At 43.4% G+C, this 26,046-nt stretch carries 25 protein-coding genes; 12 read left to right on the plus strand and 13 right to left on the minus strand.

The features are described from left to right. Positions 1–262: 262 nt before the first annotated feature. The 5 genes from ABD010_RS12950 to cbpA all read right to left on the minus strand — a co-directional run bounded on the left by ABD010_RS12950 (position 263) and on the right by cbpA (position 3,776). The gene (locus ABD010_RS12950) at positions 263–538 is read right to left on the minus strand and encodes a hypothetical protein (RefSeq protein WP_343813788.1); all 276 of its coding nucleotides are present in this window, start codon (positions 536–538) and stop codon (positions 263–265) included. Between the two features lie 61 nt (positions 539–599). Then, positions 600–1,766: a TraB/GumN family protein gene (locus tag ABD010_RS12955; protein WP_343813791.1), complete on the minus strand. Its 1,167-nt coding sequence runs from the start codon at positions 1,764–1,766 to the stop codon at positions 600–602. Positions 1,767–1,823: 57 nt separating this feature from the next. Beyond that, positions 1,824–2,423 carry a YpjP family protein gene (locus ABD010_RS12960; RefSeq protein ID WP_343813793.1) on the minus strand — a complete coding sequence of 200 codons (600 nt, stop codon included), beginning with the start codon at positions 2,421–2,423 and terminating at the stop codon, positions 1,824–1,826. Positions 2,424–2,578: 155 nt separating this feature from the next. After that, complete coding sequence (locus tag ABD010_RS12965) at positions 2,579–3,004, minus strand: hypothetical protein (RefSeq protein ID WP_343813796.1); 426 nt, start codon at positions 3,002–3,004, stop codon at positions 2,579–2,581. Between the two features lie 145 nt (positions 3,005–3,149). Next, positions 3,150–3,776, minus strand: coding sequence for a cyclic di-AMP binding protein CbpA (gene cbpA / locus ABD010_RS12970; protein ID WP_343813798.1), 627 nt, complete (start codon positions 3,774–3,776; stop codon positions 3,150–3,152). A gap of 372 nt (positions 3,777–4,148) precedes the next feature. On the opposite strand from cbpA, the gene gdhA reads away from it, so the two are divergent. Beyond that, positions 4,149–5,531: an NADP-specific glutamate dehydrogenase gene (gdhA, locus tag ABD010_RS12975; protein WP_343813801.1), complete on the plus strand. Its 1,383-nt coding sequence runs from the start codon at positions 4,149–4,151 to the stop codon at positions 5,529–5,531. Positions 5,532–5,598: 67 nt separating this feature from the next. Here gdhA and ABD010_RS12980 read toward each other — a convergent pair whose 3' ends face one another. Next, positions 5,599–6,072: a DinB family protein gene (locus ABD010_RS12980; protein ID WP_343813804.1), complete on the minus strand. Its 474-nt coding sequence runs from the start codon at positions 6,070–6,072 to the stop codon at positions 5,599–5,601. A 90-nt stretch (positions 6,073–6,162) separates the two neighbouring features. Continuing rightward, on the minus strand, positions 6,163–6,339 hold the full coding sequence (locus ABD010_RS12985; RefSeq protein ID WP_343813806.1) for a hypothetical protein: 177 nt from the start codon (positions 6,337–6,339) through the stop codon (positions 6,163–6,165). Positions 6,340–6,457: 118 nt separating this feature from the next. Here ABD010_RS12985 and ABD010_RS12990 point away from each other — a divergent pair, with 118 nt between their 5' ends. After that, the gene (locus ABD010_RS12990; protein ID WP_343813809.1) at positions 6,458–7,651 is read left to right on the plus strand and encodes a PLL family lectin; all 1,194 of its coding nucleotides are present in this window, start codon (positions 6,458–6,460) and stop codon (positions 7,649–7,651) included. An 84-nt stretch (positions 7,652–7,735) separates the two neighbouring features. Here ABD010_RS12990 and ABD010_RS12995 read toward each other — a convergent pair whose 3' ends face one another. The 4 genes from ABD010_RS12995 to ABD010_RS13010 form a co-directional block, all read right to left on the minus strand. Continuing rightward, positions 7,736–9,601: an ABC transporter permease gene (locus tag ABD010_RS12995; protein ID WP_343813812.1), complete on the minus strand. Its 1,866-nt coding sequence runs from the start codon at positions 9,599–9,601 to the stop codon at positions 7,736–7,738. After that, positions 9,576–10,340: an ABC transporter ATP-binding protein gene (locus ABD010_RS13000; RefSeq protein ID WP_343813815.1), complete on the minus strand. Its 765-nt coding sequence runs from the start codon at positions 10,338–10,340 to the stop codon at positions 9,576–9,578. The genes ABD010_RS12995 and ABD010_RS13000 overlap by 26 nt, the downstream gene beginning before the upstream one ends. 92 nt (positions 10,341–10,432) lie before the next feature. Further along, a complete protein-coding gene (locus tag ABD010_RS13005; RefSeq protein WP_343813818.1) occupies positions 10,433–11,434 on the minus strand; it encodes a sensor histidine kinase in 1,002 nt (333 codons plus the stop codon). Further along, complete coding sequence (locus tag ABD010_RS13010) at positions 11,434–12,132, minus strand: response regulator transcription factor (protein WP_343813821.1); 699 nt, start codon at positions 12,130–12,132, stop codon at positions 11,434–11,436. Before ABD010_RS13010 ends, ABD010_RS13005 begins: the two co-directional genes overlap by 1 nt. Positions 12,133–12,296: 164 nt before the next feature. Here ABD010_RS13010 and ABD010_RS13015 point away from each other — a divergent pair, with 164 nt between their 5' ends. After that, positions 12,297–12,902, plus strand: coding sequence for an undecaprenyl-diphosphatase (locus ABD010_RS13015; RefSeq protein WP_343813824.1), 606 nt, complete (start codon positions 12,297–12,299; stop codon positions 12,900–12,902). Positions 12,903–12,967: 65 nt separating this feature from the next. On the opposite strand, the gene ABD010_RS13020 is transcribed toward ABD010_RS13015, so the two are convergent. Further along, the gene (locus tag ABD010_RS13020) at positions 12,968–13,594 is read right to left on the minus strand and encodes an NUDIX hydrolase (protein WP_343813827.1); all 627 of its coding nucleotides are present in this window, start codon (positions 13,592–13,594) and stop codon (positions 12,968–12,970) included. Positions 13,595–13,738: 144 nt separating this feature from the next. Between ABD010_RS13020 and ABD010_RS13025 the strand changes: the two genes are divergently transcribed. The 8 genes from ABD010_RS13025 (at position 13,739) to ABD010_RS13060 (ending at position 23,147) form a co-directional block, all read left to right on the plus strand. Next, complete coding sequence (locus ABD010_RS13025; protein WP_343813830.1) at positions 13,739–15,085, plus strand: MFS transporter; 1,347 nt, start codon at positions 13,739–13,741, stop codon at positions 15,083–15,085. Positions 15,086–15,217: 132 nt separating this feature from the next. Next, positions 15,218–16,522: a purine/pyrimidine permease gene (locus tag ABD010_RS13030; RefSeq protein WP_343813833.1), complete on the plus strand. Its 1,305-nt coding sequence runs from the start codon at positions 15,218–15,220 to the stop codon at positions 16,520–16,522. 97 nt (positions 16,523–16,619) lie between these two features. Further along, on the plus strand, positions 16,620–17,405 hold the full coding sequence (locus ABD010_RS13035) for a 3-hydroxybutyrate dehydrogenase (protein ID WP_343813836.1): 786 nt from the start codon (positions 16,620–16,622) through the stop codon (positions 17,403–17,405). Between the two features lie 495 nt (positions 17,406–17,900). Beyond that, positions 17,901–18,593, plus strand: a complete 693-nt coding sequence (locus ABD010_RS13040; RefSeq protein WP_343813839.1) for a response regulator transcription factor — start codon at positions 17,901–17,903, stop codon at positions 18,591–18,593. Beyond that, positions 18,590–19,594, plus strand: a complete 1,005-nt coding sequence (locus tag ABD010_RS13045; RefSeq protein WP_343813842.1) for a sensor histidine kinase — start codon at positions 18,590–18,592, stop codon at positions 19,592–19,594. Before ABD010_RS13040 ends, ABD010_RS13045 begins: the two co-directional genes overlap by 4 nt. A 101-nt stretch (positions 19,595–19,695) precedes the next feature. Beyond that, positions 19,696–20,457, plus strand: coding sequence for an ABC transporter ATP-binding protein (locus ABD010_RS13050; RefSeq protein ID WP_343813845.1), 762 nt, complete (start codon positions 19,696–19,698; stop codon positions 20,455–20,457). Beyond that, the gene (locus tag ABD010_RS13055; protein WP_343813848.1) at positions 20,447–22,384 is read left to right on the plus strand and encodes an FtsX-like permease family protein; all 1,938 of its coding nucleotides are present in this window, start codon (positions 20,447–20,449) and stop codon (positions 22,382–22,384) included. The genes ABD010_RS13050 and ABD010_RS13055 overlap by 11 nt, the downstream gene beginning before the upstream one ends. A gap of 148 nt (positions 22,385–22,532) precedes the next feature. After that, the gene (locus ABD010_RS13060; protein WP_343813851.1) at positions 22,533–23,147 is read left to right on the plus strand and encodes a lysozyme inhibitor LprI family protein; all 615 of its coding nucleotides are present in this window, start codon (positions 22,533–22,535) and stop codon (positions 23,145–23,147) included. A gap of 133 nt (positions 23,148–23,280) precedes the next feature. Here the strand turns inward: ABD010_RS13060 and mqo are convergent, their stop codons facing one another. Then, the gene (gene mqo, locus ABD010_RS13065; protein WP_343813854.1) at positions 23,281–24,777 is read right to left on the minus strand and encodes a malate dehydrogenase (quinone); all 1,497 of its coding nucleotides are present in this window, start codon (positions 24,775–24,777) and stop codon (positions 23,281–23,283) included. 237 nt (positions 24,778–25,014) lie between these two features. Between mqo and ABD010_RS13070 the strand changes: the two genes are divergently transcribed. Continuing rightward, positions 25,015–25,899: a fructose bisphosphate aldolase gene (locus tag ABD010_RS13070; protein WP_343814496.1), complete on the plus strand. Its 885-nt coding sequence runs from the start codon at positions 25,015–25,017 to the stop codon at positions 25,897–25,899. Positions 25,900–26,046 lie beyond the last annotated feature (147 nt).

The following is a 26,046-nucleotide window of genomic DNA, read 5'->3' on the forward strand; positions in this document are numbered from 1 at the left end:
GGTATAAGTGCGACTAAGCCTCTGGTTTCACCAATCGGCAAGTCTTCTTTATCGTAGTGAGGAAGTGTGAAGTTTGGGACTGCGCTAAATGCTCGTCCCACCAAGTTCACTGCTAGTCGCTGGGCGCTGGAGCTGGACGTGGCTGATTAGGAGCAAGTGCATTATCCACATCCACAAAATCTTAAAGTTTCCTAAGCAAAAATAAAGCCGGATGCAAGATTGCATTCGGCGTTATTCAACATATCCAGTTTAAGTCAGGCAGTCAGGCACCTTTAAATGCCCGGATAAATGCTTCCGGTGACGTTTTTACGGTATAGGAAAAAACTCCTTTTATCGTATGCAAATACAAAAGACCACCGCTGCTGCCGACAGTTCGGTAAGAGATGTCCAATATGTCCTGAATCGGGAACTGGCGATGCTCGGTAACCAGCGTCTCATCATACAGATATAAAACACGCTCTTCCTCGACGTCCTTCTGCTCGATACTGTTCACAACCCGTGTTACCTTGATATACGGCTGTTCCGCAAGCAGCTTCATGTTATCACTCCGGTTTGAAAATGACTTAAGATAATATTCGATTGGTGTGCCATGCACCTATTTATAAATTTTGGAAAAATAGCCGCACGACATCAGCACCGCCTATAAAGGTGCCCAGGGAGCTTCCGAGATTGGCCAGGACGACGACGAGTAGGATCCGGGTTACTTTGTTATTCCAAAACCCCTTGACACTGTACACATCGTCTGCCAGCATTTCAAAATCCGCCACATTCGGGCGTCGGAAATATGCTTGTACAAACCCGGCAAACCAGCCTGCTGCAGTGATTGGATCAAGTGAAGTCAACGGTGCGGCAACAAAAGCGGTCACAATCGCGAGCGGATGTCCTAGTGCAAGCGCCACCCCGATTGCTGACAGTGACCCATTCCACAATATCCATGACAGTGTTTGCTGAAGGCCGGCAGAAGGGTCTGCCTGAAACGTAAAAATAATCATCGCAATAATAATCACGGGTATTATCCAGCCGATTATTTTGGGTACCTTGGATTTGGGCGGAACCTGATTCAGTTTGTTGAGATCATGCTCGCGGTCCATTTCCTGTTTAATCCCGGGAACGTGTGCTGCACCTAATACCGCTACCACCTTATCACCCGGCGCATCCTTTAATTTCTGGGTCAAATATTGATCACGCTCATCAATTAACGGCGTTTTCAGTTTCGGAAAATGTTCCGTAAACTCCTGCAGCATGGAATTGAGCATATCCTGTTCCTTCATTTTCTCCAATTCTTCTTCCGTAATCGTCTCCTTGCTGAATATACTGCCGATTACCTGCATCAAAAGAATTCCTTTTCCCTTCAGCCCGATATTGCGCCAAATCCGTGAAAAGGTAATCTGAATATTCCGGTCAGCCAAAACAAGCTCTGCACCCGTTTCTTTTGCAGACTCAATTCCCTGGAGCATTTCCTGACCGGCATTAATTCCAAATTGCTTTGCCATCCGCTTCTGAAACGACGAAATAGCCAGGTTCATTAAAAGTAATGTCGACTTTTTTTCCTTAATTACTTTAAATATATCCGTGTCTTTCCACTTATTACCGTCCATCATGGACTGATACCGCTGTTCATCCAATTCAATACAGACCGAATCCGGCTGTTCCTGTTCAATAACGTCCTTTACCTGTTCCGCACTGTGTTTCGATACATGTGCCGTTCCGATCAGAATCAGTTCTTTTTCATCCAAATATATTCTCGTTATATTCTCTTCCGACATACAGCTACCTTCCTTTAGAAAAACTAAAAGCCTGGTTTTCGGCCAGGCCTTTGCTTGTTAAGACATCCATTTCGGTGGAATATTTTTATCCCAGTATATCTCACCGATTTCGTGATGTGTTTCAAATTTATCATTTCTTACGTGATAATGAAAATTAAACCAGTAACCTTCCAGCGGCCGGTTGTCACGGCGCACATGGAATCTGGCTATATCTTTGCCGGTCCGGTTATCATAAACATTGAAAATCTTTTCGCCGAACCCGCTTGATGGATATTCGGTTATACCAATGTATGGAAGATTATCTTTCCCGGCTTCGGCTAAAATCATGCTCAGCGATTCTTCCATCTTCGGTAAAATATCATCTTCAAAATCTTCATCAATCTGGTTCGCAATACGCGTACCAAGTTTATTAATCGTTTGTTCCTTGGCCTTACTGGTAATCTGACTCATAAAATAGGATTCATCAAGCTGAGGTATCTGCTCAATTTCGGGGATGTCCACTGGAATATTATCATTGGTGGAATCCACATCAGAAGGTGAACTGACAGCTCCCTTTGCCTCATCTGCTTCCGGATGCATATGAATAGTCGGGACATAAATTCCCAGCGTCATGATTGCAACAAAAATTACAGCTATTTTTCTCATCCAGACCTTCATACGAATCCCCTCTTTTTTTATGTATTCACTTAAGAGTTTACCATTTTCATATAAAAAGTCTATATAAATTTTGTAATAATTTTGTGAAAAGCTTCCGAAGATCCCTTTTACTTTTTTTACAACAGGTAAAAATACAGTATTACCCCGAACCGCAATCACTGATCATAATTCGGAGTTGTTTCGAATTGTTCGATGCAAAAGGGGGCGGCACGCGACTCCCTGGTTTTGTTCGGCGAGTTTGGTATTTTGTTCAGCGGGGGCGGCAGTTTCTTCAGCGGATTCACCCGTTTCATCAGCGGGGGCGCGGTTTCTTCGGCGCTTTCACCCATTTCATCAGCGGGGACGGCGTTTTCTTCGGCGGTTTCACCCATTTCATCAGCGGGGACGGCGCTTTCTTCGGCGGATTCACCCATTTCATCAGCGGGGGCGGCGCTTTCTTCGGCGGTTTCACCCATTTCATCAGCGGGGACGGCGCTTTCTTCGGCGGATTCACCCATTTCTTCGGCGGGAACGGCGCTTTCTTCGGCGGATTCACCCATTTCTTCGGCGGGGACGGCGCTTTCTTCGGCGGTTTCACCCATTTCATCAGCGGGGACGCGGTTTCTTCGGCGCTTTCACCCATTTCTTCGGCGGCTTTCCCGGTTTATTGGGCGCTTCCCGATTATAGCGCCCAAAATATAAAAAGGCCTGCCATCCGGGCAAGCCTCTTACAATACTATCAACTACTTAATTCAGCTTTTCCACGTCGGTGACAGTGAAGTTGTTCTTCTCCAGGTCCCGATTGACTTTTTTCATTGTGTTCTCATCGACTTCTTCGGGGAGCACGATACAGACACGACGGACATATAAGGAATTATTATTCAATGAAATAACACTTTGCACATTACAGTATTTATTAACGATTTTAAGCATCTTCCGAAGTGCGCCGGCATATTCAATTGTGCCGATCGTTAAGGAGTAGCTTCCATTATTGGCACCCCATGCATTCTCCAGCACCTGAATGACATTGCCATTGGTAACAATCCCGCGGAATTCTTTCTTCTCATTGACCAATGCCAGGTACGGCAGACGTTTAATCGCGGAGAACACTCGGAAAAACGCATCATCCTCCTGTACATAACCGTCATGATCCTTTACCAGTTCTTTTACTGGTTTCGTCAAGTCATGTTCTTTTTCATATTCCAAAAGATGCACTTTATATATATTACCGGCAAATTTTGTTCCGGAATCATCCAATACTGGAATGCAGCGGTAACCTGAGTCCTCCAGCGTTTTAAGAACGTCATCCATTCTATCATTCTCTTTTACATATACAACATCTTGTTTTCCTAAATAATCATTTTTGACGAGCATTCCCCTCATCCTCTCCATTAAAGTTATATGTTTATTTTCCTATATTTTCATTATAATTGCAATTCATGAAAAATTATTATATCTATGTAAAAAAACACGACTTTATCAGCTTATTTTGAACTAAAAGGTAGTATGCATTGAAAAATTTTTAAATACTGAAACAACGCCTCATCATAATCCATTTACTTTACCGATAAACACAAAATTCCGTTACACTTTTTGAAGTTTTTAAAATATTAGTGTATAATTATATCTTACCCTGTATTATTAATCAGCTTGTCTTCTGGCACCACGTTTGATCTGACAATTAAATATACCCTTACTTATCAACAATAAACCACTTTTTAATTGCGTTCTTAAAGGAGGAACTATATGAAAGCATTACAAGGAAATCAAGAAACAAAAAAGAATACTGCAAAAGCATATACAGATGATGTGTTTGAAAAAGTTAAGGCACGAAGTCCGCATGAACCGGAGTTTTTACAAGCAGTAAAAGAAATCATTGACTCCCTTACCCCTGTTTTTGAAAAGCATCCGAAATATATGGACTTTGGTGTACTGGAACGCCTGGTTGAGCCTGAACGTTTTATCTCATTTAGAGTGCCATGGGTGGATGACCTTGGAAATGTACAGGTAAACCGCGGATTCCGTGTGCAGTTCAACAATGCACTTGGGCCGTATAAGGGCGGCATCCGCTTTCACCCCTCTGTCAATAATAGCATCGTTAAATTTCTCGGCTTCGAGCAGATTTTTAAAAATTCCCTGACCGGGCAGCCAATCGGGGGTGCAAAGGGTGGATCAGACTTTGACCCCAAAGGGAAATCCGAATTGGAGGTAATGCGGTTCGCTCAAAGTTTTATGACGGAGCTATCCAAACACATTGGCCCGGATACTGATGTGCCTGCCGGTGATATCGGTGTTGGAGCAAGGGAAATCGGGTTCATGTTCGGTCAGTATAAAAAACTGAACGGCGGGTTTGAAGCAGGTGTCCTGACCGGAAAAGGACTTGAATATGGCGGCAGCCTGACACGTACCGAAGCAACCGGGTATGGTGTTGTCTATCTTATGAAGGAAATGCTGCAGGATAAAGGTCTTGACTTCAACGGCAGAACAGTCGTTATATCCGGATCCGGAAATGTTTCCATCTATGCCATTGAGAAAGCACAGCAACTGGGTGCAAAGGTTGTGGCCTGCAGTGATTCTGACGGTTTTATTGTCGACACAGATGGCATAAAGCTTGATACGGTTAAAAAACTGAAGGAAACCGGCGACGAGCGTATCAGCGAGTATGTCACCGAACATCCGAATGCACATTACTCTGAGGATTGCACGGGGATTTGGGAAATTCCGTGTGAGATTGCCTTGCCATGTGCGACACAAAATGAATTGGATGACGCATCGGCACGTCAGCTGATTGCGAACAATGTCATTGCTGTTGGAGAAGGAGCAAATATGCCGTCAACAGAGGAAGCAATTGATGTTTTCCTGGAGAATGACATTCTGTTTGCACCAGGGAAGGCTGCCAATGCCGGTGGTGTGGCTGTTTCCGCATTGGAAATGGCCCAAAACAGTGGAAAAATTTCCTGGACTTTTGAAGAAGTGGATGTCAAGCTGCAGGAAATTATGAAAGAGATTTATCAAAAAAGTATGAATGCGGCTGAAGAATATGGTACATCCGGTAATCTGGTAATCGGCGCCAATATTGCCGGGTTCCTCAAAGTAGCTGATGCGATGATTGCGCAGGGAGTAGTTTAAAAAGCAACACTTTATACAAAAGAGGCTGATCCACTGCAGTGGTGTCAGCCTCTTTTGCATGAAGTAATTACTTCTTCAATTCAGATGGATGCTTCATGAAAAATGGCACTTCTTCAACACCAATCATCCGTACATATGTGAACAACTGTCCCTTATGGTGAATCTCATGGTCAATGGCATTGGACAGCCAAAAACTTCCTGGCGCAACGTCCTTATTAAACTCCACTTCCTCCGTCAATTGGGATTTGCTGAGCGATTTTAAATCCCTTGTTGTTGCAGTCGTGTATTTATGAACAATTTCCCGGACGTCTCCGATTGTTTGATAGTCGTCTTCCTTTTGCGGCATGGTAAATTCACCATTCAAAACTGTTTTTACAAACATATCCATCGAAGTCGCAATATGTACAGCCAGTTCACCAAGTGATTTTGCGCCTTCCCATGGTTTAAAATCAACATCCTTATCATCAACCAATGCAAGCAGATCATGAACTACCAATCGATGCTTCAGCCAGCCATCTACAACTTCATCCATTGTGCTCATTGTAAATCCTCCATTCTTGAGAAAATTTTTATACACTCTATTATACAACTTTTTGGAATCTTTTTAAATTAATATGCAGGTTCGGCACTTTTAAAGGCGGGCCCCACATATTTTATCGGTCACTTTTACCCGTTTATCAGTCACTTTCATGATGTTATCAGCCACTTTCGCACTTTTATCGGTCACATTCATAATTTTATCAGTCACTTTGACCATTTTATCAGTATTTCCTGTCAGAACAATTCCCCAATCAGCCCAATTGTGCATACGATAATTCTGTATTAGAAAACTTGGTTGTCACCAGGCTTTTAGGTGACGACCTTAGTTGCACTTATGCAGTAAGAAAATTTATCCTTCTTATCTGCCAAAAATAGGAGGTATTACTATGTATCAATATCCATATCATCCGGCATATTATTACGCTGTGCCACAGGAACAAAGGATGAATACACGGCAGCAGCCAAGTTTGCAGCAGGTGATGCAATCAATCCGCAACGAACACGGCAACTTATACACACAGCTGGAGCAGTCCGGACTGAATCGGGGACTCGCTGATTATTTATTTTCACTTGTTGCTGGCTACACCCTTAACCAGGCAAATACAAACTTGCCGCCATACCAAATTTACAATCAATTTCAAGCACAGGTGCCATGGATTGGATTTCTATTCAACTATTATCCAGAAAACGTGCTGGACCGCGTCCTCATCAGAATCATTGAAATAGTACTGAATGCAATTGGTGGCGGCAATGGCGGCCAGCCTGATCAAGGATGGGTCGGCTGGGAAAGTCTTGGCGGAACACTTACCTCCGCACCATCCGTCGCGTCGTGGCAGCAGAATCGCTTGGATGTTTTTGTCCGGGGTACCGGCGAAAATATGTACCATAAATGGTGGAATGGGCAGAGTTGGAGTGATTGGGAAAACCTTGGCGGCAATCTGACTTCTGCGCCTGCAGCGGTGTCATGGGGACCAAATCGCATTGATGTGTTTGCGAGAGGAACCGGCCAACAGCTTTATCACAGATGGTGGAACGGACGCAGCTGGAGCGATTGGGAAAACCTTGGTGGAACGCTAACGAGCGGCCCGGCTGTTTCGTCACGCAGGTCCAATCAGCTCGATGTCTTTGTCAGAGGATCGGGCAACAATCTGTACATGCGAACATGGAACGGCTCCAATTGGGGGGATTGGGTTAATCTGGGCGGAAACCTTACCTCAGAACCGGCAGCCGTCTCATGGAATGCCAACCGGATTGATGTCTTTGCCAGAGGTCAAAATAACAATTTAATCCACAAATGGTGGAACGGGCGCAGCTGGAGTGATTGGGAAAGCCTCGGCGGCACCTTAACAAGTGCTCCTGCTGTATCTTCCCGCCGTCCTAACCAGCTCGATGTTTTTGCCAGGGGAACGAGCAACAGACTTTACAAGCGAACCTGGAATGGATCCCAATGGACCAACTGGGAGAACCTCGGCGGAACATTAACTTCATCACCGGCAGCGGTATCATGGGGCCCTAACCGCACCGACGTCTTTGCACGCGGGCAGAACCAGGATCTGATCCATCTGTATCGCAATCAGTAGCCTAACAAAAGGGAGCTGCTCCACTGATACTGGAACAGCTCCCATTTTTGTAAGGTAAGAATTATTTTTATCTCGAAAGGCTTGCTATCCAATTGCAGCCTCGAGCTGACGCGTATAATAAAAACGAACGATATAAAAATAAATGATTTGAATGATAAGAAAAGCACTTAACACAAGTACGGATTCCAGAAACAGATTGTAATAAAACAGATGAGATAATGCGGTAAGCGCAACCGCTCCATGAATTAAGGCAACAAGTACCGGCGCAAAGAAAAGAATGAATGTTTGTCTGTTGAGCACCTTTTTCAACTCTTTTCCCGTCAGACCCATTTTGGCAATCGACTGGAACTTTTGCTTGTCATCATCCAAATCGGTATAAAGCCGGAAATACAAAAAGCTCCCTGCGGATACAAAAAATACAACTCCAATAAACAAGCCCACGAACATAACCGGGCCAAACATTTTATTTAATCTGTACACTTCATATTGACGAGAGGTTAATTCAGCTGAAGAAATTTGACCGTACAGCTTTTCCATCGCTCCCATGATATGCTGTTTCCCATCTGTTGCCTGCCAAGCATAATAGCTTTCCTTCCGAACAGGTGCCGGAAGTGCTGCAAAATCCTTATTTGAAACCACGTAATAGGTATCTTCCGGCGACAGTGCCCTGGAAGAAACAAGCTCTTTCGGTTCCAATAACGATCCAGTCTTCAATTTTACCGTTTTATTCAAGAGTTCATCTGACTGTGAAAACGCCACTCCGGCAAATTCAACTACTTTCAGCTGACCCTTTTCCAAATCAATCGGCTCCTCATCAATCAGCCCGGCAAAGCGGTTGAATGCAGACTCTTTGACGACCAGTACTTCATCATCGTTTCCAATTTTATAGTAGTGAAGCATGAGATGTTCTTGTTCAGTTTCAATATTTCGCTCACGCAGCGTATCATTGATTAATGCCACATCCTGTTTCTCCTGATCATTTGCCATATATGTTAATGTGTTTGGATTCATGTCTTTCATTTCCGTGGTCAGAAAAGACTGAAAACCAAACAGCGTTCCAATAGCACTAAATGCCACTGTAGATATAATAGCTACCAGAAAAAAAGTTCGTGCATTATCTTTCATCCGAAACGAAAGATCTGACAGCAACAGAATATTGGTTTTATGCAGGAAAATCGAATCTCTTTTCTTAAGCATTCGAATCAAGTAAACACTTAATTGAGTAAATAGAAGATACGTGCCGATAATTACCACAATAATCACAGGAACCATTGCTATAACAACTGACAGCCCTTTTACAAGCAATGCAGCAGTATACCCAAGCCCGAGCAGCAATACAGACAGGACCGTCAAAAATATATTTGCCCTCGGTTCCCCTTTGGATTGCTGTTTCCCTTTTATTAAGTTAATCAGCTTGCGACTGCGCAGCACATACGAAACAAATAGGGAAATAAAGAAAAATAAAACGATAAAAGAAACCAATGTCAGGATTATTGCCTGAACCGGAAAATAAAAGTGAAGCGTCTTTTCAATAATAAGGACCTTTTCTGCTATTAATAAAATTACCTTTGCAAACACTAAACCGAGTATTATCCCGCCAACAGTTGCTGTTAACCCGATCAGCATATTTTCCAGAAATACCATCGAACGAATCTGTCTTATTGACATTCCCTGCATCATCAATAAGCCAAATTCTTTTTTCCGTGACTGCAAAAAAGAACTCATCGAATATAACACGAAAAAATACGAAAAGATGTAAATAATTGCTGAGGCGGTATACATTCCATACTTTACGTAACCACTCATACCGCTCCCGCTCAGAACAGGGTGAAATGCAAAAACAGCAAATGTGAAAAATACCATAACTGTAAACATACTGCTCAGAAAATAAGCAGCATACAACCTTTTATTACGGATGACATTATTAAATGCGAACCGACGAAAAGTCATTGTCATCCCCTCCCAATAACGAAAGCATATCGATAATTTTTTGGAAAAAGGCCTGACGGTTATTGCCACGGTGAATTTCCGAATAGAACTTTCCATCCCGAATAAAAACGACCCTGTTACAATAACTTGCTGCCTGTGGGTCATGTGTCACCAGCATCATTGTTGCCTCGTCTTTTTTATTAATCACTTCAAGAAGCTGCATTACATCCTTCGAGGACTTGGAATCAAGATTCCCCGTCGGTTCATCAGCCAGCAGTAATTCAGGGGTGTGAATCATTGCCCTGGCAATCGCCGCCCGTTGCATTTGACCTCCAGAAATTTCATAGGTTCTTTTTGTCAGAATATCGGAAATCCCCAGTTTTCCAGCAATTTGGGCGGTCTTTTGTTTCATCTCCTTTACCTTTCTGCCATCAAGTGTCAACGGAAGCATAATGTTCTCCTCAACGGTTAACGTGTGCAATAAATTAAAATCCTGGAAAATAAATCCCAGTTCCCGACGGCGAAACGTTGCCAGTTTATCTTTTTTCAATCGATGCGGGTCATCTCCGTTAATCAGGATTTCACCGGTTGTCGGCTCATCGATTGTTGCAATCATATTCAGCAGCGTTGTTTTCCCGCTCCCGGATGGTCCCATAACCCCGACAAATTCTCCTTCTTCGATAGTAAGATTAATATCTGTTAAAGCCCTGTATGCAACCTTACCTTCATAAACTTTACTGACTTGTTTTACATGAAGCATCCTTCAAACTCCTTCCAACGTATAATCACAACATCTGTGTGCAGTATAACGATGGCTTTCGGGAACAACTATTGATTCATCTTTCACTTACCTTACATAGTTGTAAGGTTTTGTGTTTCCGGGAAGATAATTCGGAATACAGTTCCCGTACCTGCCTCCGACTCCATTTCGATTCGGTGATCAAGATGATTAGCAGCCTCTTTCGTTAAATAAAGCCCCATCCCTGTCGATTCCCTGAATTTACGTCCGTTTTCACCGGTATAAAATGCATCAAATACCCGCCGCTCATCTGTTTCAGGTATGCCAACACCAAAGTCAGTCACTTCAACAACAGCCTCTTGACCTCTTTCAAAAATGGCAATATCCACCCTGCTGCTTTTTCCAGTAGAATATTTCACTGCATTATTGATGAACTGTGACAACATAAAAAACAGCCATTTTTCATCCGTCTCAACGGTAATGGATTCACTTTCAACGGATAGTTTTGGATACACTTTGTTTCGGATATAAAAACGTTTGTTTTCACTGTTCACGTCATGCACGATTTCCGACAGGCTGACTGGACCAATATGAAAATCCTGCTCAATAGTGCGGAGACGTGCCATATACAACACCGTATTTAACCCGTTTTTCATACGATCAGTCTCTTCACGAATACTGGATGAAACAGGCTCGTCCAGATTCTGCGCTGTTAATTCAATTACCGAAAGCGGTGTTTTCATCTGGTGAACCCACTGATCCATAAACTTGCGGTGTTCATCTTGTTGTCGTTCACTAGCGTTTAATCGGCTTTGGTAAAGTTTATATTGATCTTTCAGCAAATGATCAAGTGCTTCAGACATGGGTGCCTGACCCGTTTTCTGGAGGGAATCATCAAGTGAGATAAGAGAATCACTGAGTCGATGATAAAACATGCGACGGCTGAAATAGTAATAAATCAGAAAGCATACAAGGAAAAAAAAGCTGAGAAAAGCCGTATAAAGGAGCAACTTCACATCGCGGTAGCCGGCAAGCCAAAAAATGAGAAGAATTACTCCCAACTGCAGCCCATGTACGGCAATAAGCAAAACATGTTCCCGTATAAACAACTTCATTATATCTCCCCCGCGGAGATATTCAGCCGGTAACCAGCCCCTCTTACCGTCTCCACAGCCCCAGTAATTCCTAATTCATAAAACTTTTTCCGGACCCGTGTAATATTCACATTTAAGGTATTTTCATCAACATAGGTATAATCATCCCACAGTTTTTCCAGCAAATCTTCCCGTCCGGCAATTCGGGGATACCGCTCTATCAACAATCCAATAATATCGGCTTCATTCTTTGAAAGGATGACTGTTTTTTCTTCAAAACACAGTTCCATTCTTTCCGGAAAAAGCTTCACCCCTTGTCTTTCCAAAATCCGCTCATCTGTTTGAAGCGAATAATCACCATATGCACGCCGAAGTTGACTGCGTATTTTTGCCAACACGATTTCCGCACTGAAAGGCTTCGTAATAAAGTCATCACCGCCGTTTTCCAATGCCATCACCTGATCCATTTCCCCTGTCCGTGCCGACAGAAAAATCACCGGACAAATCGATTCCGTACGAATTTGTCTGCACCAGTAGTAACCATCGTATCTCGGCAGATTTATATCAAGCAGGATAAGATCCGGTAATTCCCTGTGAAAATCATCCATAACATGATCAAAGTCCGTCACTTTTGCAACATGATATCCGTATTTATTAATATGTGCCTGCAGATGTTCCGCGATTTTCGGATCATCTTCAACAATCATTATTTTTTGCATATCAGCAGCTCCTTTTTTCAGGTTAATTATGGCACATATTTTGAACATCTACAAAAGGTAAAAAGCTTACAAAAATGTAAGCTGACAGTAAGAAAAATAGATTTTATCCGTATGCTGATTTTCATATAATTTCCTTCAGACAAAGCAAGGAGGTATTACAGTTCATGAATATACACGAAATAAATGTTGAGCTCTTTCGAATGATTAATAATTTGGGTAAGGACTTTACCTATCTGAACCCAGTGATGACGTTCATCAGTGAGTACATGGTATATTTTCTGGCCATAGGAGTTTTAGTAATGTGGTTTACGGGAGATAAACGAGGCAGGATGATGATCATCAGTGCTGGCATCACGTTTATAACAGCTGAGATTGTGGCGGAAATTGCCGGCATCATCCATTCCAATCACCAGCCATTCGCGGAACTAGCCAATGTAAATCAGTTGATAGCACATGAGATAGATAACTCCTTCCCGAGTGACCATACGATTCTCTTCTTTTCATTCTGTAGTATGTTCTATCTTTATTGTAAACGATCGGGTATTCTATGGATTTTGCTCGCATCCCTTGTAGGCCTTTCACGTATTTGGGCAGGGGTACACTATCCTGCCGATGTCATTGCAGGGGCAGCGATTGGTATCTTTATAGCTTTGGCAGTCTATATGCTGGTACCTAAATGGGGATTGATGTGGAAATTGCTGAACCTGTATGAGAAAGTTGAGCAGCGTATCCTGCCGGGGAAAAGAAAACAAAAGAACATTGGAAATTAATGTAATGCCAATAGCCGTCCAGTCATATGGACGGCTATATAAACTGCAAACAAATCGTATTCAATTTATCCCTCTTCCTTGCCAATCAACTCCACAAAATGCGTCAGTATCCTGGCCGTGAGCCCCCAGATAACTTTATCTCCATAAACATAAAACAATTCATCCATTTTCCGTGGGCGCCAATCGTAGTTCCTGCCGCCTGGAAGAAGGTCATACGGAAAGCCCTGTTCCGGTTCCATTCGGGCATGCACATAATGTACTTGCGGCGGATGGTTCAGAAAAAAGGAGAGTGGTACCTCAAATACCTCGTCGACCTCTGAGGGGTTGGGCTGAATCGATTCCGGATGATAGATCATTCCGGCATGCGGGTAAATCATCATGCCAAACGGGGAAACCAGAAAATCAAGCGGGAAAACATCTGAAATTTGTTCCGTGCTGATACCCAGTTCTTCCGTTGTTTCTCTGATGGCTGTATCCTTATCCGTTTTATCCTGCGCATCCATTCGTCCACCCGGAAAACAAATTTCTCCCGGCTGTCGCCTCATTTTATGTGACCGGACTTCAAATAAAACATGAATATCATTCTGTTTTTGGATTAGCGGCAGCAAAACCGCATACTTTGAAAAAGCTTCATTTCCCAATACGGAAGGGGAATGGCTTTGCAATTTTTGCTTGATCGAATTCAAATCCATATTTCCACCCCGGTATTTCTATATTTCTATTAGTATAACATGTGCAGCTATTATCACGTTGGTTACAAGTTTTTAGACAGGAATTACCGTCGATTTTTTTGTACAATGGATAGCAGAAGTATTTACATTCGGGAGACTTTACGTATGAAAACTACCATAAAAAGACCATGGCTGCTCGTCCTGACGATCGGGCTTGGTACATTGCTTAATCCATTGAACTCATCGATGATTTCAGTGGCGCTGACCCGGTTACAGCATATTCTGGACCTTTCCTTTGCCAGCGCAACCTGGCTGATTTCCATTTTCTATTTGGTAAGTGCAGTCGGACAGCCTGTGATGGGGAAACTTGGTGACATGTTCGGACAAAAGAAATTATTTTTGACCGGGTTAATCCTTGTTGCCATGTCCTCTGCGCTGGCGCCATTAATCACAAATTTCGGATGGCTGCTCGGTTGCCGTGCGTTACAGGCTTTGGGCAGCTCCTCGCTGTTCCCAAGCGGAATGGCGATGGTGCGAAACTATATTACAACCGGCCAAGCAAAAGCACTATCTGTTCTGGCAGTTTTTTCATCAGTTTCAGCGGCGTTTGGGCCGACAATTGGCGGATTTCTGATTGAAGGGTTTGACTGGCAAGCCATCTTTCTCGTTAATCTTCCGTTTATCGTTATTTCGTTCCTGATGGCATTATTTATTTTGCCAAAACAGGGCGGCGGCAAAATAGCACTTGGACGGATTGATTTTGGCGGAATCAGCTTATTTTCCGTGTCCATCGTCTTTTTAATTCTATTTTTACTTTCATTAAAAGATGACATTCGTTTCTGGACAATACCGATTTTTATTGCCGGTTTCATTTTGTTTTATTTGTACGAGAAACGGAGGCGGTTTCCGTTTATTGACCTGGACGCATTAAAAAGCAATACCAATGTGATGCTAATCTACCTGCAGTTTATCAGCATTAACATCGTCTACTATTGCTATTTTTACGGACTGCCCACCTTTCTACTGCAAGTGCGCGGGTACAGCGAAGGCACCACTGGCTTGATAATGCTGGCAATGGCGGGGTTCGGGGTAATTATTGCGCCACTGGCAGGCAGATGGATCGACCATCGCGGCTCAAAACCGGCCGTACTGTCAGGAGCGGCCGCATTGACAATCGGAACGGCATCGCTATTGCTTATCCATGAGACAACGCCATTGATTGGTCTATTGGTCGTAATGTCCGTGCTTGGAATGAGCAACGGGTTTAACAATATCGGCATGCAGACATCGTTATTCCGGTTTGCCGAGCCGGAGAAAACAGGAGCCGCTGCCGGGTTATTTCAAACAAGCAGATATCTTGGCGCAATTTTGTCGACCGCATTGCTCGGTATTTTCTTTAACGATCAAATTGATGTGCAGCACTTCCACATCGTTGCTGCCATCAGTCTGGTATTCTGTGCATTCACATTATTTCTTTCCATCCGAATGCCGGGAAAACGGGCAGTTTCTTAAAATCAACCGGTAATGCAAGCAATTCCTTTGTCCGGTAACATAATGCGCTGTCGGCTGTTTGCCATTTCCAGCAGCAAACGCATCATGCTTATCCGGGAAAATATCCAGATGCAGAAATGGGTGTAGATCAGATTGAAGATTATTTTTTGGTCCCTGCAGTGGGCACTATTCATATTAATGAGCAGTGTCGTTGTTCCGATTGCCATCGCCTCCAGTTACGGACTTCATGACATTGCAACAATCGAATTTGTACAGCGAACATTGTTCGTGCTTGGACTTGCAGGTATTTTGCAAGCCGTGTTCGGACACCATATGCCCATCCAAGAGGGGCCTGCGGGTCTTTGGTGGGGTGTTTTCTCATTATACGCCGGATTGGGCATTGTATTATATGGATCACATATGGAAACATTGCGCGTTTTACAGTATGCCTTCTTGTTAAGCGGCATCATCTTTATTTTGTTAAGTACATTCGGACTGGTGGAAAAACTGGCAAAGCTGTTCACGCCAACGATTGTCGGTATCTACTTGATCCTGTTGGTTGCGCAGTTAAGCAGCTCCTTTTTTCATGGAATGTTTGGACTTACTGGAGAGCATCAAACCGTTCAGCCGGATATTTTGCTGCTTTCCATACTGATTGTCATCCTTTCTTACTGCTTTATGAAAATCCCCAGAATCGGGCACTACTCCGTTTTGTTCAGCATTATTTTTGGATGGCTGTTATTTTCCATTTTTGGCCTTGCAAAGCCTGTCACAGAGGTAAGTAACTATTTCAAACTTCCGGAAATCTTTGCATTCGGAACACCAAGAATTGATCCCAACATGATTATCATGGTTATTTTCATTACATTACTGCTGCTTGCCAACCTGCTTGCAACGGTAAGAGTCGTTCAGCAAGTACTCGAACGCCAGCATGTTACAGTTGACACCAATCGTTTAAAGCAAACCGGAATGATTTCAGGGGTTAACCAATTATTAGGGGGCTTGTTTTCTGCAATTGGGGCTGTTCCTGTTTCCGGTTCGGCGGGATTTATCGAAACAACCAGCATTACAAGCAAAAAACCGTTTATTCTGGGTTCACTTATGATCATCGTTATCAGCTTGTTTCCGCCATTTACGGCATTTGTTGCATCACTCCCGGAAGCGGTGGGATATGCAGCCATTTTCCCGGTTTTTGCCAGCATCATCAGTTTGGCTTTCCGGCAATTCGAAACAGTTGAAAATAAACCAATCCTGTTCCGTGTAATCAGCATATCCTTATTTGCAGGAATTGGTTCGATGTTTATTCCTTCAGAAGCATATGCAGAAATGCCACCGGTACTGGTGTCCATCCTGAGCAATGGTCTTGTTTTTGGTTCCGTAATTGCCATCATACTCGAAGTACTATTGACGCGGATAGACAGAAGGAAAGAAAAACGATTCCATTATCAATCACATTGAAAATACCGCTTACCGGAGTGATTTTCGCATTTATTTCATCATCAGCAAAAAAGGGTTAAACTAACAATAGGATGATTAAGCAATTGGAGGGAGACACATGAATCAGGAATTGCCGCATAAGGTTGCGTTTGTAACAGGGGCAGCGAGCGGAATTGGCCTGGAAGTTGCCCGGGAGTTTGCCGAACAGGGTGCGAAAGTGGTTATTTCCGATTTGAAAGAGGAAGCAGCACAACAAGCTGCCGACGCGCTTTCAGAAAAAGGTTATGAGGCGCTCGCCATCGTCTGTGATGTGACCAATGAAGATCAATTGGCACAAAGCATTGATAAAACAATAGAAACGTACGGCCGACTTGATATCGTAGTCAATAATGCCGGGCTGCAGCATGTTTCCGCTATTGAGGAGTTCCCTACTGAAAAATTTGAGTTCATGCAGAAAGTCATGGTTACCGCTCCATTCATGGCAATCAAAAAAGCCTTTCCGATTATGAAAAAACAAGGCTTCGGCCGCATCATCAACATGGCATCGATCAATGGCGTCATCGGCTTTGCCGGAAAAGCAGCCTACAACAGTGCCAAGCACGGGCTGATCGGACTCTCAAAAGTGGCCGCGCTAGAAGGTGCAGCAGAAGGAATCACGGTCAACGCACTTTGCCCGGGTTATGTTGATACACCGCTAGTAAGAAATCAGCTGCAGGAAATTGCTGATACACGGGATATCCCAGTCGAAAAGGTTATCGAAGAAGTGTTTTATCCGCTTGTACCGCAGCAGCGTCTGCTCGATGTCCAGGAAATTGCTGACTACGCCGTCTTTCTAGCCAGTGACAAGGCAAAAGGCGTTACTGGCCAGGCTGTCATTTTGGACGGCGGATATACGGCACAATGAGGAAATGAAAATGCATTTCCCGAAAATGATATAATGCCAGGAACAGGACATACAACGGTTGATATTTTACAGCTAGCGGTTGATGTTTTGCTCCCAGCGGTTGATGTTCGCTGCTTACGGTTGATGTTTTGCCGCCAGCGGTTGATGTTCCTCGCTTAGCGGTTGATGTTGACGTTCAGCAGTTGATGTTTTGCCCCCAGCGGTTGATATTCGCTGCTTGCGGTTGATGTTCTGCCCCCAGCGGTTGATATTCGCTGTTTGCGGTTGATGTTTTGCCCCCAGCGGTTGATATTCGCTGTTTGCGGTTGATGTTTTGCCCCCAGCGGTTGATATTCGCTGTTTGCGGTTGATGTTCTGCTCCTAGCGGTTGATATTTCGCCGTTTGCGGTTGATGTTCTGCTCCTAGCGGTTGATGTTGCTCGATAACGGATGATTCAATAACGGTATCTGCCGGGAAAGAGACCTATAGTATTTCAACAGTGTGGTGAAAATAACATGTCTAAAATTTTACTAATTGAAGATGATCAAACGCTTTTTGAGGAAGTTCGTGATCGATTGTCGCAATGGTCATATGAGGTGCATGGAATTGATGACTTTGGCGATGTCATCAAAGAATTTACTATGGTCAAGCCTGATTTGGTCATCATCGATATTACGCTGCCAAAATTTGATGGATTCCATTGGTGCCGGCTGATCCGCGCCCATTCCAATGTGCCGATCATTTTTCTGTCATCACGCGATCACCCGACAGATATGGTCATGTCCATGCAAATGGGGGCTGATGACTTCATCCAAAAGCCGTTCCATTTTGATGTGCTGATTGCCAAGGTGCAGGCCATCCTGCGCCGGGTTTATAACTACAATACGGAAAACACCATCGAACTCAGGACATGGTGCGGCGCCAATGTCGACTATGCGAAAAATACTGTCGCAAATGATGCAGGGGAAATCGAGCTGACCAAAAATGAGATGTTCATTTTAAAAATTCTGATTGAACATAAAAATAAAATTGTCAGCAGGGAAGAATTAATGCAATATCTTTGGGATGATGAACGGTTTGTGAGTGACAATACGCTGACCGTCAATGTGAACCGGCTGCGGAAAAAACTCGGGGAACTCCACCTCGGCAACTATATCGAAACGAAAGTCGGACAGGGCTATATTGCACTGGAAGGAGAACCATCATGATTCTAAGCTATCTGAAAGAACGACGCAGCTGGATTTTATTGATTCTTATCCTTCAGGGCATCACCCTGTTTATTGGATCGATTGATCCGACCATCCCATTCCGGTCAAGCCTGTACATTGTATTTGTTTCAATGATTATATTTATCATTTTTTTCATTGCCCGTTACCGAAAAGAAACAAGCTTCTATCAGAGCCTGCAAGACTGGGATAAAACGTATGACTTGGAGACCATTGAATCTCCTGAAAGTCCGTTTGAAGAAATCGTTGAAGAAAGTATCATGGAGCAAACCAAACAGTACAAGCAGAATATTTCGGAAAACCGACTCAGCGTGGAACAGGAAAAGGATGAGCTTATGTCCTGGATTCATGATGTAAAAACGCCGTTAACCGCAATGCATCTAAAACTGGAACGATTAGAGAATCCGTCCTTAAAATCCCAGCTCATGTATGAATGGCTCCGGATTCACCTGCTGCTTGACCGGCAGCTCCACCAAAAGCGGATTCCATTTATCCGAAACGATTTGTATATGGAAACCATCAGATTGGAACAGCTGATCCATCGTGAAATCAGGGACTTGCAAACATGGTGCATGCAAAAAGGTATTGGCTTTGATATATCCCTTGACGTTCCCGCCATTACCAGTGATGCCAAGTGGCTCAGCTTTATCATCAGGCAGCTGCTGACCAATGCATTAAAATACAGTGAAGCATCCGAAATCGCGATTCATTCGTATACAGAAGATGAATTGGTCAAACTGGAAATTAAGGACCAGGGGCGTGGCATTGAAGCCAAAGACTTACCGCGGATTTTTGACAAGGGGTTTACCTCAACTATTGATCACGATAACAGTTTCTCCACAGGTATGGGACTTTATTTAACCAAGCGCGTTGCTGATGTGATGCACCTTCATATTGACGTGAAATCTGAACCCGGCAACGGCACAACTTTCACGCTTACCTTCCCAAATAAGAATGAATTTCTCAACATTACCGGCATGTGACGAAAATGTCACATGCTTTCCTGTTTTGTTAGCGGAATCGAAGGAATCCAGGCTGCCATCTGTTTTATGATAAGGATAGCAATTAACAGGGAGTGTTTATTTTGACAGTACTGAATGCGAGTAAAATTTCAAAAAGCTATGGGAATAAATTCAACCGGCAGCAAGTATTAACCGACCTGGATTTATACGTTAATAAAGGTGAATTTGTCAGTATCATGGGAGCGTCAGGCTCCGGTAAAACGACCTTACTGAATGTACTATCATCCATTGACAAGGTCAGCCAAGGGTCGATTGTTATTGACGGCAACGAACTGACAGCCATGAAAAACAAGCAGCTGGCCGAATTCCGGAAACACCATCTGGGATTCATCTTCCAGGAGTACAATCTGCTGGACACATTAACGGTTAAAGAAAATATCATGCTTCCATTATCCATTCAAAAGGTTTCCAAAAAGGCTGCTGATAAAATGTTTCAGGCAATTGCAGCCGAGCTTGGTATTTTGGAAGTACAGGATAAGTACCCGAATGAGATTTCAGGCGGGCAAAAACAGCGAACGTCAGCAGCGCGGGCCTTTATCCATGACCCAAGCATTATCTTTGCTGATGAGCCAACAGGCGCATTGGATTCCAAATCGGCTTCCAACCTGCTGGATAAATTAAGCGAGTTAAATGAAAAACGCAACGCGACCATTGTCATGGTGACACACGATCCGGCAGCAGCCAGCTATTCATCACGGGCAGTCTTTATAAAAGACGGGCAAATTTATACGCAGCTCAATAAAAGTGACGAATCACGGCAGTCCTTTTTCAAAGACATCATCAAAACACAAGGTGTCCTGGGTGGGGTAAATTATGAAGATTAGTCAGCTCATTTACCGTAACCTGCGCAAGAATCTGAAGATGTACTATTTATATGTGTTTGCGCTCATTTTCAGTGTCGCACTTTATTTTGCATTTGTAACCCTGCAATATGATCCATCCATGGACCCGGCAAAAGGAACCATCAAAGGGGCTGCCGGACTCAAGGTGGCTTCTGTATTGCTGATTGCGATTGTCGGTGTCTTCCTCCTGTATGCAAACAGCCTGTTTATCAAACGGCGCAGCAAAGAAATCGGTCTGTTTCAATTGGTCGGTTTTACAAAGGGGAAAATCTTTCAAATCCTGACACTGGAAAACCTTGCCCTGTATGTTGGTTCAATGGTTGCCGGAATCTTTCTCGGATTTGCATCATCCAAACTGTTTCTAATGGTTATTATGCAGCTGACCGGAATTGAAGGAGTTGCCCAACTGCATTTTTCCAGTGCGGCACTCAGCCAAACAGTACTCGTTTTTGCAATCATTTACTGCCTGATTATGCTAATGAATTTTATTTTCATCAAACGACAGACAATCCTGGCATTGTTTCAGGTTAAATCCGCCGCAGAAGTAAATATTAAAAAGTTGTCTTTCTTTCAAATGGGAATTGGCATTTTGGGACTTGCTCTGATTATCCTGGGATATTACCTGTCTACAATATTATTCAGCGGTGATTTAACCGGGAATGCACAAATGCTTACCACCATGTTTGCTATACTCGGCTCTGTCATTTTGGGAACATATCTTTTTTACAAAGGGTCCATCAGCTTTATTTTTTTCCTGATCCGGAAAAAGAAAAATGGCTATTTATCGATAAAAGAAGTATTGTCCCTGTCATCGATTATGTTCCGGATGAAATCAAACGCCTTGCTGCTGACGGTCATCACAACTGTATCAGCACTGGCAATCGGGCTGGCATCGTTAAGCTATATTTCCTATTATTCGGTAGAGAAAACAGCTGTGCAGCAGGTGCCAAATGATTTTGGCATACCAAATGAAGAACATGCACAGCAATTTCAGCAAACGCTCGAACAGCATAATATTGATTTTGCAACAACTAAAATTAACTTTATCCAGATGCATGCGAACATTTCGGATATTCTTGGTTCATACCCGAAAGATGCACCGTTCAACCCTGGTGTGACAACCATGATAGTGGTCAGTGATGCAGACATTGAAAAAGTCGATGTTGCTGAAGATGAGACGGTATTTGTGAATGCAGGCAGTGCACTGGAAGGACTCTTGTCGTTCAAAGATAAGGGGAAGATCACCTTAACCGGTAAAAACAACACGATTCGATTGCAATACAAGGGATTGAAGGAAATACAGGTTCTGCCTTCCATAACAACGAATGGCGGCTTCCCTGCTGCAGTTGTCGATGAAGCCAACTATCAAAAGATGACCAATGATTTAGATCCATCTATTAAAAGGGAGTATTCCACGTATGTTGGAATTGATGTACAAAACAATGTGAATCAGGCAAATGACCTATTCCAGCAAGCGTTTGGCGAAAAACCGGGTCACCGTTCACAGCTGAAACTCCGCACTTTATTGAAAGAAAACATGGGGCTGACCATTTTTATCGTCGGATTTCTCGGGCTTGCCTTCCTGGTTACATCAGGCTGTATTCTGTACTTTAAACAAATGACAGAAAGTGAAGAAGAGAAACCGAATTATACCATTCTCAGAAAACTTGGCTTCACACAGGCAGATCTGTTAAAAGGGATCCGAGTCAAGCAAACTCTGAATTTCGGAATTCCGCTTGTTGTCGGATTGGCACACAGTTATTTTGCCGTCAAATCAGGCTGGTTCATGTTTGGAACGGAACTATGGACACCGATGATTGCCGTGATGGTTCTATACGCCGCATTGTATTCCATTTTCGGCATGCTGTCAGTGTTGTATTATAAAAAAATCATTAAAGCGTCATTGTAGTGGAAATCCCGGTGGAGAACCGGGATTTCTATTTTTTCCATCAGAATAAGGGTGCAGTCGGCCCATCTTATTGTTAATGGATTGCAAGAATGGTAGTGTAAGCCATAGAGTTGCAAAAGGAAAATGTACTGCGTGGAGGGATCAACGAATGAAAAAAAGAAAAATGCGTATCATTCTGTTAACCGCAATATTGGCAATACTGCTTGCTGCCTGTGAAAATTCATCCGAAGCATCAAGTACTGCTGCAGACGAGCCGTCACAGGATAACAGCACATCTGAAGGCACAAATAATACGGATTCAACTGAGCGTGCGGCAAATGATGACAGCGCTGAAACAGGCAATCACGAGACAAACGAACAAACAGATGCAACTGAAGAAGACAATGGATCAGCCGACAATACCGCAGCAAGTATGAAAGAAACCTATCTCAAAAAATTAAATGAAACAAAAAGCGAAATGGAAAACTTGGAAGCAACCGATCCATCCACATATGCGATGAAAAAGGTGGAAAATGACCGATATGACACCTGGGATGAATTACTGAATGAAATTTACGGAGTCTTAAAGAAACAGCTTCCTGCAGAAGAGATGGACCAATTAAGAAACGAACAACGCGATTGGATTGAACACAGAGATGACGCAGCAAAAGACGCATCCCTGAAATATGAAGGCGGTACACAGGAACAGCTGGAATATGTTGCAGTCCTGGCAGATCTTACGAAAAAAAGATGCTATACATTAGTCGAGGAATACATGCAATAATGCATAATGGAGTGCTGAAATCATTGCGATTTGGCACTCCATTTGATTTTTGCCGTTAAAGGCGGGTGCGTTATTGTGAGGGTCAGCGTGATGAATCCGGAAAAGTAAAAGCATAAACCGCCGATACGGCAGTTTATGCTTTTTGAACAGTATTTTCGACTAAGCCGAGCGCTTCTGCGGTCATTTCATTGATTTCATGAAGAAGCTCCGGATTATCTTTTAATGACTTACCATATGAAGGAATCATTTCTTTAATTTTTGGTTCCCATTCTTCAAACTCCTGCGGGAAGCATTTCTCCAGTATTTCCAGCATGATCGGAACCGCAGTGGAAGCGCCTGGGGAAGCCCCGAGCAGTGCGGCAATAGATCCGTCAGATGAACTGATGAGCTCAGTACCAAACTGAAGGGTTCCTTTGCCGCCGCCTTCCGTATCTTTGATCACCTGTACGCGCTGACCTGCTACGACCAAGTCCCAATCCTCGCTCTTGGCATTCGGGATAAAGGTACGCAATTCTTCCATGCGCTGTTCTTTCGATAACATCAGCTGTTCAACAAGATATTTTGTCAACGGAATGTTTTTTGCTCCTGAAGCCAGCATTGTCAACACGTTATACGGTTTGACTGAGCCAAATAAATCCATATTGGAACCGGTTTTCAGGAATTTCGGTGAAAACCCGGCAAACGGTCCAAACAGCAATGTCTTTTTGTCTTCGATAAAGCGTGTGTCAAGATGCGGCACAGACATAGGCGGAGCACCGACCGCAGCTTTGCTGTATACTTTTGCATGATGCTGCTCGATCACGTCAGGATTGTTGCATACCATAAACAGTCCGCTTACCGGGAAACCGCCAAGATGCTTGGATTCAGGGATACCGGTTTTTTGCAGTAATGGCAATGCTCCTCCACCTGCACCGATGAAGACAAAGCGGGCTGTGCGGTATTCAATTTTTTCATCACTGTGCACGTTCACTTCCCATGTGCCATCGTCCATTTGGCTAATGTCGTCAACCGTATGCCCGTAGTTTACCTCGACATCTGTTTCCTCCAGGTGCTTAAACAATTTACGGGTTAGCGCACCAAAATTAACGTCCGTTCCAGAGTCGATTTTTGTTGCGGCAATTGGTTCAGTCGATGTACGGTCTTGCATAATAAGCGGAAACCATTCCATCAATGTTTCCGGATCCTCGGAGAATTCCATCCCTTCAAATAACGGGTTATCTGACAATGCGGCAAATCGTTTCTTTAAAAAATGTACACTGTCTTCCCCCCGCACCATACTCATATGCGGCAGAGGCTTGATGAAATTTTCGGGATTTTGGAGCAAGTTTTGGTGTACAAGATGCGCCCAAAATTGCTTGGTAACCCGGAACTGCTCATTTACTGTTGTCGCTTTACTGGTATCGATGGATCCATCCGGGTTTTCTTTTGTATAGTTGAGTTCGCACAATGCAGAATGTCCCGTACCCGCATTATTCCATTCGTTAGAGCTTTCCTCGCCTGCCTGATCAAGCTTCTCGTAAACGGCAATCTTTAAATCCGGTGCCAATTCCTTGAGCAGTGTCGCCAAGGTTGCGCTCATAATTCCAGCACCAATCAAGATAACGTCTGCGCTGTATTGTTTGCTACTCATTTAAATTTACCCTCTTTACCATATAATATTTGAGAATAATTCAAGCATTCCCGATAACGTTTCAACACAGGAATTTATCTTTTCTGTTTCCATTATAACCTTATATATTGTATCATAATTATATATAGATTAAAATGTTTACTGTCTGGAATAGTACCCCAACAGTAATGGTTAAGAATTCTTCCACAGTACCAGGAATTGTGGTTGCTGAACATATATCGTATAGGAGTGATAATGATGAATCAAGGTCAACTTGAAAAAATCAAAAACGGAAAAGGATTTATCGCAGCACTGGACCAAAGTGGCGGAAGTACACCTAAAGCACTGGCAGCGTATGGCATTCCTGAAAGTGCGTATTCCAACGAGGATGAAATGTTCGATTTAGTCCATGAAATGCGGACAAGGATTATCACATCACCTTCTTTTAACTCGGATAAAATTTTAGGTGCGATTTTGTTTGAGCAAACAATGGATCGTGAAATTGAAGGCAAGTACACCGGGGATTATCTGGCTGAAGAAAAAGGGATTGTTCCTTTTCTCAAAGTCGACAAAGGACTTGCTGACGAATCCAATGGCGTCCAGCTGATGAAGGTAATTCATGATCTGGATGAAACATTAAAGCGTGCAAATGAACGACATATTTTCGGTACAAAAATGCGCTCCGTCATTAAAGAAGCCAACCCGGAAGGCATCAAAGCAGTTGTCGATCAGCAGTTTGAAGTGGCAGAAAAAATTATCGCTGCAGGACTGGTTCCAATCGTCGAACCGGAAGTGGACATTAACAGTCCGGAAAAAGAAAAATGCGAGGAACTGTTGAAAGCGGAAATTGAAAAGCATTTGGATAAACTTGGCGATGACCAGCCTGTCATGCTGAAGTTGTCCATCCCTACCAAGACTAACTTATACAAAGACCTGATTGAGCATCCAAAAGTAGTGCGCGTTGTTGCCCTTTCCGGCGGATACTCAACAGAAGAAGCGAACGCAAAACTGAAAGAGAACGATGGCCTGATTGCCAGCTTCTCCAGAGCATTAAGCCAAGATTTAAATGCGGATCAGTCCAATCAAGAATTCAATGAAAAGCTTGCAGAAGCAGTAGAATCAATTTATCAGGCTTCTGTTTAAAAGCTATTTGTATGCAAAGAGCAGTCCGTTTCGAAACGGACCGCTCTTTTTTAATTACCTGTCATGGCAACCCGGGCTATTCTTCGGGCATCGTTTTTTGATGATGTCTTTATTGAAACGTCGTGAATAATCGATAAAAAAGGATGG

Origin of the sequence: Virgibacillus siamensis, from assembly GCF_039522605.1 — a bacterium.
GTDB lineage: Bacteria > Bacillota > Bacilli > Bacillales > Amphibacillaceae > Lentibacillus > Lentibacillus siamensis.